The organism is Hydrogenophaga sp. (assembly GCF_028698005.1).
Taxonomy (GTDB): domain Bacteria; phylum Pseudomonadota; class Gammaproteobacteria; order Burkholderiales; family Burkholderiaceae_C; genus Hydrogenophaga.
On the sequence record NZ_JAQVEJ010000053.1, the window covers coordinates 1 to 17,188 of the forward strand.

A 17,188-nucleotide genomic window follows, 5' to 3' on the forward strand; every position below is an offset into this window, starting at 1 on the left:
GCGGGCGCGCCACCCTATTTGTAAATGCGGTGCAGCAGCGTCTTGAGCGTCTGGAGTTCCTCGTCGCTCAACTGGCCGGCGACGTCGGATTCGAGCTGTGTGGCCGTGCGCTGGGCGGCCTTCTGCAGCTTGATACCCGCAGGCGACAGGTGCAGCCCCTGGGCACGGCCGTCGGTGGGGTGGGGCTTGCGCTCGATCAGGCCGCGCCGGTCCAGCGACTTGATCATGCCCACCAGGTTGGGTGGCAGGATGTCCAGCGCCGTGCACAACTGGCGCGAGGTGATGCCCGGGTTGTGGGCGATCAGGGTCAGCACGGAAAAATCCACCGGCCGCAGGCCGTAGGGTGCCATGCGTTGCAGGAACACCGTGATCACCGCCAGCGCCGCCCGCCGGGCGTTGTAGCCCAGCAGCGTTTCCAGGTAGCTGGTGTCGATGCGGGGCTCGTGGTCCGCCGGAGGGCCTTCCGGCGGTGGTGCCACGGGATTCTTGCGCGGTCCGCGTGGCCGGCGGAGGTTGTTGGCGATGGACACGTCAGTGCGGCTGGGGTTTGTCGGTCAGGCTGGCGCCCATCATGGACAGGCGCATGTCGAACTCGGGCCAGACCCAGCGCCAGAACGCCTGGCGGGCATTCTGCCAGCGTGGCGACTCGGCGCCCGGGGTGGCGTCGATCCGGGACCAGGCCCAGGCCATCAGCGCCATGGCCACGGCGCGCAGGAAGTCGTCGGCCAGCCAGTGGGCCAGGTCGGCCGGGGCGCCCTCGGCATGCACCCCCGGCAGCAGGCGATCGCGCACGAAGGCGGCGAGTTGCTGAAGACCGGTGCGGGCGCGGGCGGCGCTGTCTCCCGCGCCGAGATCGGCCAGCAGTTCGTCGAGCAGCGCCAGCAGGGCCTGGCCGCCGTCGGGCAGGGTCTTGCGCAGCAGCAGGTCGATGGCCTGGATCTCGTTGGTGCCCTCGTAGATCATGGCGATGCGCGAATCCCGCACCACCTGCTCGATGCCCCATTCGCGCACATAGCCGTGGCCACCGAACACCTGCAGGCAGGCGCTGGCGCCATGGAAGGCCTGGTCGGTCCAGGCCGCCTTGAGCACGGGGGTGACCAGCGCACACCAGCGGCCGGCCTGTGCCCGGCGCCCGGGGTCGCCGTGGTGCTTGAGGATGTCCAGTTCCAGGGCCGAGCGGTAGGCGATGACGCGCCCGGCGTCGACCCAGGCGCGTTGAGCATCCAGCAGGCGGCGCACGGCCGGGTGCAGCGCGATCAGGTCGGCCTCGCCCGCCTTGGCGCTGCTGCCGGGGGCGCGCATCTGGCGCCGCTCGCGGGCGTAGGCGTCGGCCTTCTGCCAGGCGGCGTCGAGCAGGCCCATGCCCTGCAGGCCCACATGCAGGCGCGCGGCGTTCATCATCACGAACATGGCGTTGAGGCCCTTGCCGGGTTCGCCGACCAGCCAGGCCGCCGCCTCGTCGAAGCGCATCACGCAGGTCGGGCTGCCATGCAGCCCCATTTTTTCCTCGATGCGCTCGCAGACCACGGCACTGCGGGTGCCGTCCTCGTAGAACTTGGGCACCAGGAACAGCGACAGGCCCTTGGGCCCGGGCGGCGCGTCGGGCAGGCGCGCCAGCACCAGGTGCACGATGTTGTCGCTCAGGTCGTGCTCGCCGCCGGAAATGAAGATCTTGGTGCCCGAGAGCGCATAGCGCCCGTCGGCCAGCGGCACGGCCCGGGTGCGGCACAGGCCAAGGTCGGAGCCGGCGTGCGGCTCGGTCAGGCACATCGTGGCCAGCCATTCGCCGGTGGCCACCTTGCCCAGGTAACGGGCCTTGAGCTCGGGGCTGGCATGGTGCTTGATGCACTCGTAGGCGCCGTGCAGCAGTCCCGGGGCCATCGTCCAGCCGTGGTTGGCCGCACTCAGCCATTCGTACAGCATGGCCTCCAGCACCGCCGGCAGGCCCTGGCCGCCGTCCTCGGGCGCGGCCGACAGGGCCGGCCAGCCGGCCTGCCAGAAGGCCTGGTAGGCGTCGCGGAAGCCCGGCGGCATGGTGACGGCGCCGTTGTGCCAGCGTGCGCCGATTTCGTCGCCATCGCGGCTGAGCGGGGCGACCACCTGGCCGACGAACTTGCCGGCCTCCTCGGCGACCTGGCGCATCAGGTCGGTGTCGGCAGATTCGGCGAGGGCCGGCAGCTCGGCCAGCACCTCGGGGGCGCGCAACACGTCGAACAGGACAAAGCCCGTGTCAGCGGGGTTGGGCTGAAAGGCGTTCATGCAGGATCAGTCTTTCTTGCGGGCACTGCCCAGGTAGGTTTCAATCACGCGCGGGTCGTTGGCCAGCTCGTCGGCGGGGCCTTCGGCACTGAGTTCGCCCATCTCGAGCACGTAGCCGTGGTCGGCCACCTGCAGCGCGGCGCGGGCGTTCTGCTCCACCAGCACGATCGTCACGCCGGTCTGGCGCAGCGTCTTGATGATCTCGAAGATCTCGCGCACGATCAGCGGGGCCAGCCCCAGGCTGGGCTCGTCGAGCATCAGCAGGTCGGGGCGCGCCATCAGGGCGCGGCCCACCGCCAGCATCTGGCGCTCGCCGCCCGAGAGCGTGCCGGCCAGCTGGGCGCGCCGCTCCTTCAGGCGCGGGAACAGGTCGTAGACATCGTCCAGGCGCGAACGCCATTGCGACTTGCCCAGGCGCATCTGGCGAAAGCCGCCGAGCAGCAGGTTGTCCTCCACCGGCATGGAGCCGAAGAGTTCGCGCTTTTCGGGGACCAGCGCGATGCCGGCCATCACGCGCTCTTCCAGCGTGAGGGTGCGCACGTCCTGGCCCTTGAACGCGATGGTGCCCTTGCCGGGCAGGATGCCCATCAGGGTGTTGAGCAGCGTGGACTTGCCGGCGCCGTTGGGGCCGATCACGGTGATCACGCTGCCCTTGTCGGCCTGCAGGCTGATGCCGTGCAGCACCTCGGCGCGGCCGTAGCCGGCGCGCAGGTCCTTGACTTGTAGTATCGGATGGCTCATCGTGGTCTCAATGCTCGGTGCCCAGGTAGGCGGCGCGGACCTTGGGGTCCTGCTGGATCTGTTCGGGCGTGCCCTGGGTGAGCAGGGTGCCGAACTCCATCACCACCAGGTGGTCGCAGACCTGCATGACCAGGTCCATGTCGTGTTCCACCAGCAGGATGCTCATGCCCTCGGACTTGAGCTGGCGCAGCACGTCCGCCAGGGCCTGCTTTTCCTTGTGGCGCAGGCCGGCGGCCGGTTCGTCGAGCAGCAGCAGGGCCGGGTCGGCGCACAGCGCACGGGCGATTTCCATCAGGCGCTGCGGCCCCATGGCCAGGTTGCCGGCCAGCTCATGCAGGTACTCGCCCATGCCGATGCGCTCGAGCTGGCGCTGTGCCAGCAGGAAGGTCTGGCGCTCCTCTTCCTGGTTGAGGTTGAGCATCGAGCGCACGACACCGGTCTGTCCCCGCGTGTAGGCGCCGAGCGCGACGTTCTCCAGCACCGTCATGTCGGGGATCATCTTCACGTGCTGGAAGGTGCGCGCCATGCCCTTGCGCAGGATCTCGCGCGAGCGCAGACGGGTGATGTCCTCGCCGCGGAAGTGCACCTCGCCGCGGGTCTTGGACAACACGCCGGTGACCAGGTTGAAGGTGGTCGACTTGCCGGCGCCGTTGGGGCCGATGAGGCCGACGATCTGGCCGGCGTGGATCTGGAAGCTGATGTCGTTGACCGCCGTCAGACCGCCGAACTGCTTGCGGATGGCGCGCACATCGAGCACCAGTTCGCTGGTGGCCGGCTGTGGCCGTGTCGGCAGGGTGCGGGCATCGTGCCAGTCCATCTTGCGCTGCCGGCGGGGCAGGCGGTTTTCCACGATGGACCACAGGCCATCGGGCATGAACTTGAGCACCAGCACCAGCAGGATGCCGAACACGATGACCTCGAAGCTGCCGCTGGTGCCGATCAGCTTCGGCAGCAGCACCTGCAGCTGGTCTTCCAGCACCTTGGTCAGGAAGGCACCGGTGAGCGCCCCCCAGACGTGGCCCACGCCGCCCATCACGGCCATGAACAGGTACTCGATGCCCGACTCCAGCCCGAACGGCGAGGGGTTGACCGAGCGCTGGAAATGGGCGAACAGCCAGCCCGACACGCCGGCCAGCAGCGCCGCGATCACGAAGATGATGATCTTGTAGCGCAGGGTGTTCACGCCCATGGCCTCGGCCATCTGCGTGCCGGTCTTCAGTGCGCGGATGGCGCGGCCGGGCCGGGAGTCGAGCAGGTGCTGGATCAGCCAGACGCCACCCAGCACGCACAGCCAGATCAGCGCATACATGCCGCGGCCCTGGCCGAGGTCGTGGCCGAACACGCTGATGCCCGGGACGCCCAGCAGGCCGTCGTACTTGCCCAGCGCGTCGAGGTTGCCCATGAGGTAGTACAGCGACAGTGCCCAGGCGATGGTGGCCAGGGGCAGGTAGTGGCCCGACATGCGCAGCGTGATGCTGCCGATGACCAGCGCGGAGGCGCCGGTGAACGCCAGGCCGACCCACAGCGTGGCCCAGGGCGACCAGCCGAGGTTCAGGGTCATCCAGGCGGTGGTGTAGGCGGCGATGCCCACGAAGGCGGCCTGCCCGAAGGAGGTCAGGCCGGCGACGCCGGTCAGCAGGATCAGGCCCAGGCTGACCAGGGTGAAAAGCCCGATGTAGTTGAGTTGCACGATCCAGAAGTCGGGCAGCGGCAGCAGCGCGATGGCCACCAACGCCACGATCAACGAGATCCACCCGATGCGGCGAATGTTCATGCTCAATGTTCCTCGTCAGAATGGTCGCCGGTCAGGGAGCGCCACAGCAGGATGGGCAGGACCAGGGTGAAGACGATCACTTCCTTGAAGGCGCTGGCCCAGAACGAGCTGAACGCCTCGACCACGCCCACGAACAGGGCGCCGGCCAGAGCCATCGGATAGCTGGACAGGCCGGCGATCACCGCCGACACGAAACCCTTGAGGCCGATCAGGAAGCCCGAGTCGTAGAACACCGTCGTGGTGGGGCCGATCAGCAGGCCCGAGAGCGCGCCGATGAGGGCGGCCATGGTGAAGGTGAGCTTGCCGCTGGCGCTCGAGGAAATGCCCATCAGGCGGGCGCCGAGCCGGTTGACGGCCGTGGCGCGCAGCGCCTTGCCGTAGAGGGAGCGCTCGAAGAACAGCCACAGCAGGGCGATCAGCGCCAGCGCCGACAGGCAGATGATGATGGCCTGTCCGGAGAGGATCACGCTGCCCAGCTCGAAGCGGTCATCCCAGAACGCCGGGTTGCGGAAGCCCTCGGCGCCGAAGAACAGCAGGCCCAGGCCGACCATGGCGAAGTGCACGCCGACGGACACGATCAGCAGCACCAGCGGGGTGGAGTCTTCCAGTGATTGGTAGGCGACGCGGTACACCAGTGGGCCGAAAGCGGTGACGATGGCCACGCTCAGCAGGGCCTGCACGACCAGCGGAAATTGCTGCGGTGCCGCCCACCAGCCGAGCAGGGCCACGACCACCGGCAGTGCCGATTGCTTGATGACCGCCTTGGCGGCGGGGCCCGGGCGGCCCGTATGGCGCCAGACGGTGAAGCCCTCCATCAGGGCCGCGACCGCTGCCAGTATCAGCAGCAACCACACGGTGCCGGGTACCTGTCCGGTCTGCAGCAGGGCGAGGGTGAGTGCGCCATAGGCGACGAACTCCCCCTGGGGAATGAAGATCACTCGGGTGACGGCAAAGACCAGCACGAGCGTCAGGCCCAGCAGGGCATAGACCGCACCGTTGGTCAGACCGTCGACCAGCAGGATACTGGCGATGGTTGAGTCCATGGGCTCACTCCCCCGAGCGGGGGAGGCCAAAAATGTTGGGGATTCGGGTCAGGGCCGGCGCCGGCCGCCGGGGCGGCGGCGCCGGCGGGGGATCACTTCTCGAACTTCCAGTCGCCGTTGACGACCTTGTAGATCACACCGGTGTCCAGGGTGTAGCCCCAGTGGTCGTCCTTGGTCCAGTTCAGCACGCCGTGCGCCACCACCGTGCGGCCCATCGTCTCGAAGGCGTTGAGCAGGGCGGCGCGGAATTCGGGCGTGCCGGGCTTGGCGGCCTTCAGCGCGATCGGGATGGCCTTTTCCAGCACCACGGTCACGTCGTAGGCGTGGCCGGCGAACTGGTTGGCGGTACCGGCGCCGTATTTCGCGTCGTACTTCTGCGAGAAGTCCAGTGCCACGGCCTTGGACGGGTTGCTGTCGGGCAACTGCGCCGGCGAGATGACCGGGCCGGCCACCACGAACGCGCCTTCGACATCCTTGCCACCCACGCGCATCAGGTCCTTGGAGGCAGCACCGTGCGTCTGGTAGATCGTGCCCTTGAAACCGCGCTCGACGATACCCTTGTGCGGCATCGCGGCGCCGCTGCCCGAGGCCACGATCAGCATGGCGTCCGGTTTGGCGGCGACCAGCTTGAGGGCCTGGCCGGTCACGCTGGTGTCGGTGCGGGCAAAGCGCTCGACGCCGACGATCTTGATGCCGGCCTTTTCTGCGAGGGGGGTGAAGGCCTGCAGCCACTGCTCGCCGTAGGCGTCGGTGTAGCCCAGGAAGCCGACCGTCTTGATGCCCTTGTCCTTCATGTGGTTGATGATGGCGGTGGCCATCACGCCGTTGGACTGGGGCATGCGGAAGCTCCAGGCATCGGCACCGGGCGGCAGACCGATCGGCGTCAGCGCCAGTTGCGGCGTCTTGGTGTCGCGCGCCACGTCGGCGATGGCCACACCCACCGGCGTCGCCACGGAGCCCACGATCAGGTCCACCTTGTCCTCGGTGGTGAAGCGGCGCGCAATGCGCACGCCGTTGGTCGGGTCAGTGGCGTCGTCCAGCACGGTGACCTGCAGCTTCTCGCCGGCGATGCTGGTGGGCCAGAGCTCGACCTGGTTCTTGGCCGGGATGCCCAGGCCGGAGGCCGGTCCGGTCAGCGGCAGGATCACGCCGATCTTGATGTCGGCCTGTGCGCTGGTGGCGACCAGCGCCGCGGCAGCGGCGGCGATCAGGGTTTTGATGGCTTTCATGGGTATGTCTCCTTGGTTGGGGTTGAAAGCAGGGGAGGGGAACGGAGTCAGCCGCCGCACTGGGCGCGGATGTCGGCCGGAATGGGCACGGCCTTGATGCGGTCCGGATTGTCGGGATCGCGGGCGCAGAAGGCCCGGGTTTCCGTGCCCTCGCACAGCACGGTGTCGCCGCGCATGACCACATGTTTCTGGATCAACACCTTCTCGCGCCATTCGATGACGCTGGTGTGCACCTGCAGGCGCTCGCCGTAGGTGGCCGGTTTCATGAATTTGGTGTGGATCTCCAGCAGCGGGGTGCCGATGATCCCGGTCGTCTTGACCAGTTCGCGCCAGGGCGGCACGCCGCATTGCACGAAGAAGTTCAGCGAGGAGGCGTCCATCCACTTGCTGAAATTGGGAAAGAACACGATGCCGGCCGGGTCGCAGTCGCCGAACATCACGTCCACTTCATATACAACGGTCTTGGTCATAGGGAGCTGTTCAGCGGGGGGCCAGTCTGAGTGCGCCATCGAGGCGGATGACCTCGCCATTGAGATGCGAATTGGTGACGATATGCGCTGCGAGCTGCGCGAACTCTTCGGGTTTACCCAGGCGTTGCGGGAACGGGATGCTCTTGGCCAGCGATTCCTGCACCGCCTCGGGCAGGGTTTTCATCAGCGGCGTGGCGAACAGGCCGGGGGCAATCGTGCACACGCGGATGCCATGCTGGGCCAGGTCGCGCGCCATGGGCAGCGTCATGCCGACCACGCCACCCTTGGAGGCGCTGTAGGCCTGCTGGCCGACCTGGCCGTCGAACGCGGCCACGCTGGCGGTGAACACCATGGCCCCGCGCTCGCCGTCCTCCAGCGGATCGAGCTTTGCGCAGGCGGCGGCGAACAGGCGGGCCGCGTTGTAGGTGCCGATCAGGTTGACGTTGACGACCTTGATGAAGTCCTCCAGCGGCGCGGCGTTGCCGTCCTTGCCGACCACGCGCTTGGCGGTGCCGATGCCCGCGATCTGCATCAGGATGCGCGCCGGGCCGTGCGCCGCGGCGGCGGTGTCGATGGCCGCCTGCATGCTCTCGGGGCTGCTGACGTCGCACTGGATGGCCAGGCCACCGATCTCGTCGGCCACGCGCCGGGCATTGTCGAGGTTGAGGTCGAGCACGGCGACCTTGGTGCCCAGGCGGGCGAGTTCACGTGCCGTGGCTTCACCGAGGCCCGATCCGCCGCCGGTGACGAGGGCTGCTTGTCCCTGGATGTTCATGTCAGTTCCCTTCCGGATTTTCAAGAAGCAGGGCAATGCCCTGGCCACCACCGATACAGGCGCCGCAGATGCCGTACCGTGTGCCGCTGCGTTGCAACTCGCGCGCCAGCGTGAGCGTCAGGCGCACACCGGTGGCTGCCAGCGGATGGCCCAGCGCGATGGCGCCACCGTTGACATTGAGCCTGGACAGGTCCATGCCCACCTCGCGCGCCACCGCCAGCGTCTGAGCACCCTGGGCCTCGTTGATCTCGAAACGGGCGATGTCATCGAGCCGGAGGCCAGTGCGCTCGAGCAGCAGCCGAATGGCCGGTGCCGGGCCGATGCCCATGATCTCGGGTGGCACGCCCACGGCGGCCGCGCCCACCACGCGGGCCAGCGGCTGCCGCCCCTGGGCTTTGGCGTAGGTGCCCGAGGTGACCACGCAGGCGGCGGCCGCATCGACCAGGGCCGAACTGTTGCCGCCGGTCTGCACGCCGCCCTCGAACACGGGCTTGAGCTTGGCCAGCACCTCCACCGGCGAGGGACGGGGATGCGTGTCGGTGGTCACCTCGGCCACCTTGCCCTGCAGACGGATGCCGCGCGGGCGGTAGCCTTCGAGCTCGAACTTCTCGCTCACGACGGGGACGATTTCACCGGCGAGGAAGCCGCTTTCCTGGGCCGCCACGGCCTTGGCGAACGACGCGCTGGCGAACGCGTCCACCTCCTCGCGCGTGATGCCGTACTTCTTCGCCAGGTTCTCGGCCGTCTGGATCATGTTGATGCCGGCCGCCGGGTCCTTGAGCGCTTCCCACATGTAGTCCTTGAAGCCGACCGGCGCGCCCAGCTTGAAGCCGGTGCGGTGGTCAAAGGCGGCAATGGGGTTGCGCGTCATGCTTTCGGTGCCGACCACCAGGGCGGCGTCGCAAACACCGGCGCCGATGTGTTCGCCGGCCTGGCGGAACAGCTCGAAGCCGGTACCGCAGATGCGCTGTGCCATGAGCGCCGGCACGTCCTGGGGCACGCCGGCGTACAGGCCGATGTGGCGCGGCAGGAAGAACTGGTCGAAATCGCCGGGCGCCATGTTGCCGGTGATCACCGAGCCGATCTCGTCGGGTGCGACGCCGGCGCGCGCCAGCGCCTCGCGGGCGACCTTGATGCCCAGATCGGTGGGCGAGATGTGGCCCAGCGCGCCGCAGTAGTCGACCATCGGCGTGCGCACGCCGTCGACGATGACCACGTCATCGAATGCGTTGAAAAAACCCTTGCGAGCCATGTGTCAGTCCTTGGTTCAGAGATCGGTGCCCGGCTTGATGACGGTGTGGCCAGGCGTTTCGTCGTAGAGCGCCGTCACCAGGTGGTCGCGGTGCTTGAGCACGGCGCGCTGGTTGATGCTGCCCTTGTCGGTGACCTCGCCCAGGTCGATCGAGGGGGGCTCGGCCAGCAGCATCATCCGCGTCACGCGGTTGGCACTGCCGGTGGCGGTCAGCGACAGGTCGGTGACCAGGCTCTGGAACTTCTGCAGCACGCTATGCTGGGCCAGCACCTGCTCCATCGGCGCGTCGGGCGGCAGATCGACCAGTGTGCGCACCGCCGGCGTGGGGAACACCAGGGCACCGATCTCCTTGCGGTTCAGGCCGGTGATGACCACGTCCTGGATGTAGGGCGCACCACCGGTGATGACACGGGCGCGCAGCGGACCGACGCTGACGAAGGTGCCGGTGGCGAGTTTGAAATCTTCGGCAATGCGGCCGTCGAAGCGCAGGCCCCGGTGGGGGTCGGCAGGGTCGATCCACAGGACGGCGTCGCCGGTGCAGAAAAACCCTTCCTCGTCGAACGCCTCGGCCGTGGCCTCGGGCGAGCGCCAGTAGCCGGGCGTGATGTTGGGTCCGCGGTAGCGCAGCTCGGTCTTGCCGTCCACGGGGACCAGCTTGCACTCCATGCCCGGCGTCGGCAGCCCCAGTTCGCCGGCCTTGAGATCCGGGCTGGTGGGGAACAGGCCGTAGGGGCTCGATTCCGTCATGCCGAAGCCGCAGGTCATGACGATGCGCTCGCCCACCTCGCGTTCGGCACTTTCGAACAGCGAATCCCACACTGGCTGCGCCAGCGAGGCACCGGCATAGAAGAACATCTTCACGCGCGAGAGGAAGTTCTTGCGCAGCACGTCATCGGTCTTCATGGCGTTGGCGATCGCCTCGAAGCCTGTGGGCACGTTGAAATACAGGGTCGGCGCAATCTCGCGCAGGTTGCGCAGCGTCTCGCCGATCAGCGCCGGCGTGGGTTTGCCCTCGTCGATGTAGAGCGTGCCACCGTTGTTGAGCACCAGGCCGACGTTGTGGTTGCCGCCGAAGGTGTGGTTCCAGGGCAGCCAGTCGATCAGCACCGGACGCTCCTCGGTCAACACCGGCATCGACTGGCGCATCTGCTGCTGGTTGGCACACCACATGCGGTGCGTGTTGATGACCGCCTTGGGCAGTTTGGTCGAGCCGCTGGTGAACAGGAACTTGACGATGGTGTCGGGCGTGGTGGCGGCCTGGGCGGCGTCCACCGCGGGCGTCGGTTCGGTGGCCAGCAGTTCGGCCAGCAGGGTCACCTGGCGGCCCTTGAGAGACGGGTGATCGGCGTTGCGCGAAACGGCGACCTCGCAGTCGGCCGGTGCGGCGGCGGCCAGCGCAGGGCCGTACAGTTCACCATCCTCGGCCCAGATCAGGCCGGGCGTCAGCGTGTTGATGACGTGACGCAGCTTGCTGTAGTCCTTGCTGATGGTGGAGTAGGCCGGGGAGGCCGGCGAGTACGGAATACCGGCGTAGATACAGGCCAGTGCCAGCAGGGCGTGGTCGATGCCGTTGTCGCTCAGGATCACCACGGGCCGCTCGGGCGAAAGGCCGCGGTTCAGCAGGGCCTGGCCAATGCGGCGCGCGGCGTCCAGCGACTGGGCATAGCTCACCCGGCGCCAGTCGCCGAGCTTGCCGTTGGCCTCGTGCGCGCGCTGCGCGACGAACGTCTCGTCCGGCGTGGTCTTTGCCCAGTGGATCAGGCGGTCGGACATGCGCTCGCCATAAGGCTGCAGCGGCTGGTCGGCGCTCAGGTACTGCACGCCACCATCACCCGTGCGAACAACGGCGCGCGTGACGCCGAAAGTCAGGGGGCGGTATTTCGCATTCTTCATCTTGTCTCCTGTGTGCTGGCCGCGACGGCGGGCCAGGGCGGTTGGTTCGTTGTCATCGTCCGCTGGCAGCGGGGGGGCTGCTGCCAGGGCGGCGGCCTCAGGTCTTGCTCACCTTGGCGGCCTTGCCTTCCAGAAAGGCACGCACACGGGCCTTGGCCTCGGGGGCCGACTGGGCGATGGCGGCCATCATGGCCTCGGTCAGGAAGCCGTGGTCGGCTGGCTGTTCGGCGATGCGGGGCAGCGCATGCATGAGCGCGAAATTGGTCATGCGCGCATTGGTGGCGATGCGCGTGGCCAGCTCGATGGCCTTGTCCAGCGCCGTGCCCTCGGGCACGACGTACTGGGACAGACCGATGCGCTCACCGTCCTGGGCGTTGTAGACGCGGCCGGTCAACATCATGTCGCTCATGCGGGCGGCACCGATCAGCTTGGGCACGCGCACCGAGCCACCGCCGCCAACGAAGATGCCGCGCGTGCCTTCGGGCAGCGCGTAGAAGGCCGACTCGTCGGCGACACGGATGTGGCAGGCGCTGGCCAGTTCCAGGCCGCCGCCCACCACCGCGCCGTGCAGGGCGGCCACCACCGGTACCTTGCCCTTCTCGATGCAGTCCAGGGCATGGTGCCACATGCGCGAGTGGAAGACCCCCTCCGCGGCATCGCGCTCGCTCAGCTCGGACAGGTCCAGTCCGGCACTGAAGTGCTCGCCGTTGCCATGCACGACGGCGGCGCGCACGGTATCGGGAAGCGTCTGGAAAACATCGCGCAGGGCGATGATCAGGCCGTCATTGAGGGCGTTGCGTTTGGTCGGGCGGTTGAGGGTGACGATCGCGATCTCCGATCGTTCACCGTGCAGACGCAGCTGCAGGTCGGGGTTGGCGGGTGACATGGGGATCTGCACTATCTTGCTTGTTGGGTGGAGGAATTATGGTTATGAACAATAACTAAAGCAAGATGGCGTCGCCGCCGTCGTATCGGGATAAACCCTTGGTTTTGTTCCCGTGGCAAGCCGGTACCGGATGGCGTGGGTTGGTGCGATCGATTTTCATAACAAATTGGCATAGCTGAAAGTCGGTGATGCCGCTTTGCACCGGTCAGAAAATGAATCAAAGTGCGCCCACCCTTGTGGTGCCTGACCCCGGCGAGACCGCGTGATCGCGTCGCCTGTTCCGGCGCCATCCCTGACCTGTAAGGAGAACTTCATGTCCCTGCTCAAGATTCGTCGCGGCGTCCTGGTGGCGCTGGCCGCCCTGTCCACCGTGGCCCTGACCGGTGTCGCCCAGGCGCAGACCGTGACCCTGCGCCTGCACCAGTTCCTGCCGCAGCAAGGTGCGATCCCCACCATGGCCATCGCGCCCTGGGCCAAGAAGATCGAGACCGAGTCCAACGGCCGCATCAAGTTCCAGATGTTCCACGCCATGTCCATGGGTGGCACGCCGGCGCAACTGTTCGACCAGGCCCGCGACGGCGTGGTGGACGTCGTCTGGACGGTGCTGGGCTACACGCCCGGGCGCTTCAACAAGTCGGAAGTGTTCGAACTGCCCTTCATGTGCAAGGGCGGCCCGGAGAAGTGCTCGCGCGCCTTCCACACCTACGTGGAAGACAACGCCATGGACGAGTTCAAGCAGGTCAAGCTGATCGCCGCGCACACGCACGGCCCGGGCCTGTTCCACACCAAGAACCCGATTCCCAACATGGAAAGCCTCAAGGGTCGCAAGATCCGCGGCGGCTCGCGCATCATCAGCACCATGCTGTCCAAGCTGGGTGCGGTGCCCGTGGGCATGCCCGTGCCGGCCGTGACCGATGCGCTGACCAAGGGCGTGATCGAAGGCACGACCGTGCCCTGGGAAGTGACCCCCTCGGTCAAGATCGCCGAGATCGTCAAGCACCACACCACCTTCGCGGGTGACGAGGGCCTGTTCACACAGACCTTTGCGCTGGTGATGAACCGTGCCAGCTACGACAAGCTGCCGGCCGACCTGAAGAAGGTCATCGACAACAACACGGGCATCGAAGTCGCCGCCCTGTTCGGTCGCGCCATGGCCGAGGCCGACAAGATCGGCTACGACATCGCCGTCAAGGCCGGCAACAGCATCGTGACGCTGGACGCCGCCGAAACCCAGCGCTGGCGCGAGGCCGCTGGCCCGGTCGAGGCCGACTGGGTCAAGGAGATGCAGGGCAAGAAGATCGACGGTGCCAAGCTGGTGGCCGCGGCGCGGGCCACGATGGACAAGTACGCCAAGTGAATGAAAGCCCTGGCCGGCCCGTCATCGCCGTGACGGGCCGGCCAGGTGGTTCAGCAGGGAGAGAGGCCGGGATGGCAGCGCCGACCGTGTAAGTGCGGATGGCTGGCGGTGCTGGCCGGAACGATAATCGGGGCGGCATGCGTCGGCCGGCGCCTTGTGCGCGACCGATGCCGGACCAAGCCCGGCGGCCGTCCTGCGGCCGCAGTACCGAGGTGACAAATTGAAAACACTTTCCCTACTGGCCAGAGGCTGTGCCCTGCTGGCAGGTGCGCTCCTGACCATCATCACGCTGGTGACCTGTGCCAGCCTGATCGGGCGCAACACCACCGGCACCACCCTGCTGGGGGACTACGAGCTGACGGCGGTGTCGGCCGGTGCCGCGGTGGCGCTGTTCATGCCCTGGTGCCAACTGCGGCGTGGTCACATCATCGTCGACTTCTTTACGGCCTGGGTGCCGCGGCGTGGCATTACCTGGCTGGACCGATTCGGCGCGCTGCTGCTGGGGGCGCTGATGCTGCTGCTGAGCTGGCGCACCGCCATCGGGGGCATGAGTGCCTACGATTCCCAGACCACCACCATGATGCTGGGCTTTCCCGAGTGGATCGTCTATGTGGCCATGGTGCCTCCCATGCTCCTGACGGGTGTGATTGCCCTCATACAGGCATTTGGCGGTGAGTTCCAGGAGGACAAGCAATGAGTTCCATCGCCATGGCGGCCTCGATTTTCGGGGTCATGCTGTTTTTGATGGCCATCCGCGTGCCCATCGCGGTGGCCATGTTCTGTGCCGGCGTGTTCGGCTACATCTCGCAGGTGGGCTGGCTGCCGTTTGCCAACAACCTCAACGGCGTGGCGTTCGCCCGATTTGCCAGCTACGACCTGTCGGTGATCCCGCTGTTCATCCTGATGGGCAACTTCGCCACCCAGGGCGGCATTTCCAAGGCCTTGTTCGAACTGGCCGCGGCCATCATGGGCCGCTTCAAGGGCGGTCTGGCCATGGCCTCGGTGCTGGCGGCGGCCGGTTTCGGCGCCATCTGCGGCTCCTCGGTGGCCACGGCCGCCACCATCACCTCGGTGGCACTGCCCGAGATGAAGCGCCATGGCTACTCGGGTCGTCTGGCCACGGGCACGCTGGCGGCCGGTGGCACGCTCGGCATCCTGATTCCGCCGTCGGTGCCGCTGGTGATCTATGCCATCCTGGCCGAGCAGAACATCGCCAAGCTGTTTGCGGCCGCCATGGTCCCTGGACTTATCGCCGTGACGGGGTACATCCTTGCCATCGGCCTGTACGTGCGCCTGTTCCCGGGCCATGCGCCGGCTGATGTCAGTGACCGCCCCAGGGTGACATGGCGCATGGTCATGAGCGTGGCGCCGATTGCCGTGGTGTTCGTGATCGTGTTCGGCGGCATCTACGGTGGCCTGTTCACGCCCACCGAAGGCGCGGGTGTGGGCGCGGCGGCAACCTTTGTCGCGGCACTGCTCAAGCGTGAGCTCACCTGGGCCAAGGTCAAGGATTGCTTCTACGCAACGGCTGCAGCCAGTGCGATGATCTTCCTGATCTTCATCGGTGCCGACCTGATGAACTCTGCGCTGGCGCTGACGCAGGTGCCGGGCATGCTGGCCGAGATGATCAACAGCCTGGGTCTGACGCCCCTGATGGTGGTGACGGTGATCCTGCTGTTCTATGTCGTGTCCGGCGCCTTCATGGACGAGCTGTCCGTGATCATGCTCACCGTGCCCATCTTCTTCCCGGTGATCATGTCCATGGACTTTGGCCTGAGCGCCGAATCGACGGCCATCTGGTTCGGCATCATGATCCTGATGACGGTGGGCTTTGGCCTGCTGTCGCCGCCGGTGGGCCTGAACGTGTACATCGTCAACGGCATGGCCAAGGACGTGCCGATCAAGGAAAGCTACAAGGGTGTGCTGCCCTTCCTGGCCAGCGACGTGGTGCGCACCACGCTGCTGCTGCTGTTCCCTTCGCTGTCCTTGTGGTTCGTGCAGTTCGTGCAGTGACCACGCCGGCCACCGCTTCTTCCGGTGGTCGGTATCCATGGCCAAGCATTGAACGAGGAGACAACTTGCATTCCCTTCCATCTGCGAGCCGCCGCCTGCTGGTCTGCGGCACTGTCGCCGCGGGGCTCCTGGCACCTGTCTCTGCCGCGCTGGCGCAGGGGGCATATCCCGCCAAACCGCTGCGCATCGTGGTGCCCTTCGGCCCCGGCGGCGTCGGTGATCTGACAGCGCGCATCGTGGCGAACGAACTGTCCAGGTCGCTGGGGCAGTCGGTCACGATCGAGAACCGGCCGGGTGCCGGTGGCGTGGTCGCTGCCGAGACCGTGGCCCGTTCGGCGCCCGATGGCCACACGATGTTCCTGATGTCGAACGGCTCGGCCGTCACGGCCAGCCTGTTCAAGAGCCTGCCATTCGACATGGTCAAGGATTTCACGCCGGTCTCGACACTGGGCTACTTTGACATCGCCGTCGTGGTGCCGGACGATTCGCCGTTCAAGACGCTGGGCGAACTGGTGGCCTACGGCAAGGCCAACCCCGACAAGCTCAACATCGGCAGCATCAACATCGGCAGCACGCAGAACCTGGCGGCCGAGCTGTTCAAGTCGACCGCCGGCATCCGGGCGCAGATCATCCCGTACAACGGCTCGCCGGCGCTGATCGGTGCGCTGCGCGGCCAGCAGGTGGACGTTGGGGTCGAGATCCTGGCGCCGGTGCTGTCACAGATCAGGGGCGGCGCGTTCCGCGCCCTGGCCGTGACGGGCCAGAAGCGCTCGGTGGTGCTGCCCGACGTGCCCACCGCCGAGGAAGCTGGTGTCAAGGGTTACGTGGCCTCGTCCTGGAACGCGCTGGCGGTGCCGGCACGCACGCCGCGTGCGGTGGTCGAGCGTCTGAACCGCGACATCGTCGCGGTGCTGGCCAACCCGGACGTGCGGCAAAAGCTCCTGGCGCTGAACATCGATGCGCAGTCGAGCACGCCCGAGCAGAACGCCGAACTGCTGGTGAGCGACATCAAGCGCTGGACCGGCGTCATCGAACGTGCCGGTATCGAGAAACAGTAAGTGGAGGCGGAGAATCAGATGTCCGGGCGTTTTTCGCTGGGTGTGGTCGGTTATGGCGAGGTCGGCCGCATCTTCACCGCCGGTCTCGGCCCGCAGGTGGACTGGACCGGTGCCTGGGATATCAGGTTCGCCGATCCGGCCGCGTGCGACGAGCCGCTGGCGCATGCCGCCGGGCGGGGCGTCGAGGCCTGTGACGGCGTGGCCGCCCTGTGCGCCAAGGCCACGCTGATCATCTCGGCCGTCACCGCGTCCAATACCCTGGCCGTGGCGCGCGAGGTGGCGGCGCACATCCGTCCGGGCAGCTTCTTCCTCGACCTGAACTCCGCCTCGCCGGGCACCAAGCGGGAGGCGGCGGCGCTCATCGACGCGGCGGGCGGGCATTACGTCGAGGCCGGCGTCATGACCTCGGTGCCGCCCTACGGCATCCGGGTGCCCATG

The 17,188-nt window shown here is 67.3% G+C and carries 16 protein-coding genes; 5 read left to right on the top strand and 11 right to left on the bottom strand.

Features of this window, described 5'->3' with window-relative positions; all coding sequences use genetic code 11:
- Nucleotides 1-14: 14 nt before the first annotated feature.
- From PHQ87_RS07465 to PHQ87_RS07515, 11 genes are all read right to left on the bottom strand, one after another.
- Nucleotides 15-479 carry a MarR family transcriptional regulator gene (locus tag PHQ87_RS07465; RefSeq protein ID WP_300232663.1) on the bottom strand — a complete coding sequence of 155 codons (465 nt, stop codon included), beginning with the start codon at nucleotides 477-479 and terminating at the stop codon, nucleotides 15-17.
- 52 nt (nucleotides 480-531) lie between these two features.
- Complete coding sequence (locus tag PHQ87_RS07470; RefSeq protein WP_300232665.1) at nucleotides 532-2,259, bottom strand: acyl-CoA dehydrogenase family protein; 1,728 nt, start codon at nucleotides 2,257-2,259, stop codon at nucleotides 532-534.
- A gap of 6 nt (nucleotides 2,260-2,265) precedes the next feature.
- Complete coding sequence (locus PHQ87_RS07475; RefSeq protein ID WP_300232666.1) at nucleotides 2,266-3,000, bottom strand: ABC transporter ATP-binding protein; 735 nt, start codon at nucleotides 2,998-3,000, stop codon at nucleotides 2,266-2,268.
- A gap of 7 nt (nucleotides 3,001-3,007) precedes the next feature.
- Nucleotides 3,008-4,774 carry a branched-chain amino acid ABC transporter ATP-binding protein/permease gene (locus PHQ87_RS07480; protein ID WP_300232668.1) on the bottom strand — a complete coding sequence of 589 codons (1,767 nt, stop codon included), beginning with the start codon at nucleotides 4,772-4,774 and terminating at the stop codon, nucleotides 3,008-3,010.
- A 2-nt stretch (nucleotides 4,775-4,776) separates the two neighbouring features.
- Complete coding sequence (locus tag PHQ87_RS07485; protein ID WP_300232669.1) at nucleotides 4,777-5,817, bottom strand: branched-chain amino acid ABC transporter permease; 1,041 nt, start codon at nucleotides 5,815-5,817, stop codon at nucleotides 4,777-4,779.
- Nucleotides 5,818-5,909: 92 nt separating this feature from the next.
- Nucleotides 5,910-7,046 carry an ABC transporter substrate-binding protein gene (locus PHQ87_RS07490; protein ID WP_300232671.1) on the bottom strand — a complete coding sequence of 379 codons (1,137 nt, stop codon included), beginning with the start codon at nucleotides 7,044-7,046 and terminating at the stop codon, nucleotides 5,910-5,912.
- A 47-nt stretch (nucleotides 7,047-7,093) separates the two neighbouring features.
- Nucleotides 7,094-7,516: an acyl-CoA thioesterase gene (locus tag PHQ87_RS07495; protein WP_300232672.1), complete on the bottom strand. Its 423-nt coding sequence runs from the start codon at nucleotides 7,514-7,516 to the stop codon at nucleotides 7,094-7,096.
- 10 nt (nucleotides 7,517-7,526) lie between these two features.
- Nucleotides 7,527-8,291: an SDR family NAD(P)-dependent oxidoreductase gene (locus tag PHQ87_RS07500; RefSeq protein ID WP_300232673.1), complete on the bottom strand. Its 765-nt coding sequence runs from the start codon at nucleotides 8,289-8,291 to the stop codon at nucleotides 7,527-7,529.
- A gap of 1 nt (nucleotide 8,292) precedes the next feature.
- Nucleotides 8,293-9,543 carry a thiolase family protein gene (locus PHQ87_RS07505; RefSeq protein WP_300232674.1) on the bottom strand — a complete coding sequence of 417 codons (1,251 nt, stop codon included), beginning with the start codon at nucleotides 9,541-9,543 and terminating at the stop codon, nucleotides 8,293-8,295.
- A 15-nt stretch (nucleotides 9,544-9,558) separates the two neighbouring features.
- Nucleotides 9,559-11,436: a feruloyl-CoA synthase gene (locus PHQ87_RS07510; RefSeq protein WP_300232675.1), complete on the bottom strand. Its 1,878-nt coding sequence runs from the start codon at nucleotides 11,434-11,436 to the stop codon at nucleotides 9,559-9,561.
- Between the two features lie 97 nt (nucleotides 11,437-11,533).
- Nucleotides 11,534-12,322, bottom strand: coding sequence for a crotonase/enoyl-CoA hydratase family protein (locus tag PHQ87_RS07515; protein WP_300232676.1), 789 nt, complete (start codon nucleotides 12,320-12,322; stop codon nucleotides 11,534-11,536).
- Nucleotides 12,323-12,635: 313 nt separating this feature from the next.
- Here PHQ87_RS07515 and PHQ87_RS07520 point away from each other — a divergent pair, with 313 nt between their 5' ends.
- The 5 genes from PHQ87_RS07520 to PHQ87_RS07540 form a co-directional block, all read left to right on the top strand.
- The gene (locus tag PHQ87_RS07520) at nucleotides 12,636-13,679 is read left to right on the top strand and encodes a TRAP transporter substrate-binding protein (protein ID WP_300232677.1); all 1,044 of its coding nucleotides are present in this window, start codon (nucleotides 12,636-12,638) and stop codon (nucleotides 13,677-13,679) included.
- 220 nt (nucleotides 13,680-13,899) lie between these two features.
- Nucleotides 13,900-14,376 (top strand): TRAP transporter small permease, encoded by a 477-nt coding sequence (locus tag PHQ87_RS07525; RefSeq protein WP_300232678.1) that lies wholly within the window; start codon nucleotides 13,900-13,902, stop codon nucleotides 14,374-14,376.
- Complete coding sequence (locus tag PHQ87_RS07530) at nucleotides 14,373-15,692, top strand: TRAP transporter large permease (RefSeq protein WP_300232680.1); 1,320 nt, start codon at nucleotides 14,373-14,375, stop codon at nucleotides 15,690-15,692. Before PHQ87_RS07525 ends, PHQ87_RS07530 begins: the two co-directional genes overlap by 4 nt.
- 128 nt (nucleotides 15,693-15,820) lie before the next feature.
- On the top strand, nucleotides 15,821-16,750 hold the full coding sequence (locus PHQ87_RS07535; protein ID WP_300232684.1) for a tripartite tricarboxylate transporter substrate binding protein: 930 nt from the start codon (nucleotides 15,821-15,823) through the stop codon (nucleotides 16,748-16,750).
- An 18-nt stretch (nucleotides 16,751-16,768) separates the two neighbouring features.
- Nucleotides 16,769-17,188 (top strand): NAD(P)-binding domain-containing protein (locus PHQ87_RS07540; protein ID WP_300232682.1); only part of this gene is annotated, 420 nt, incomplete at its 3' end.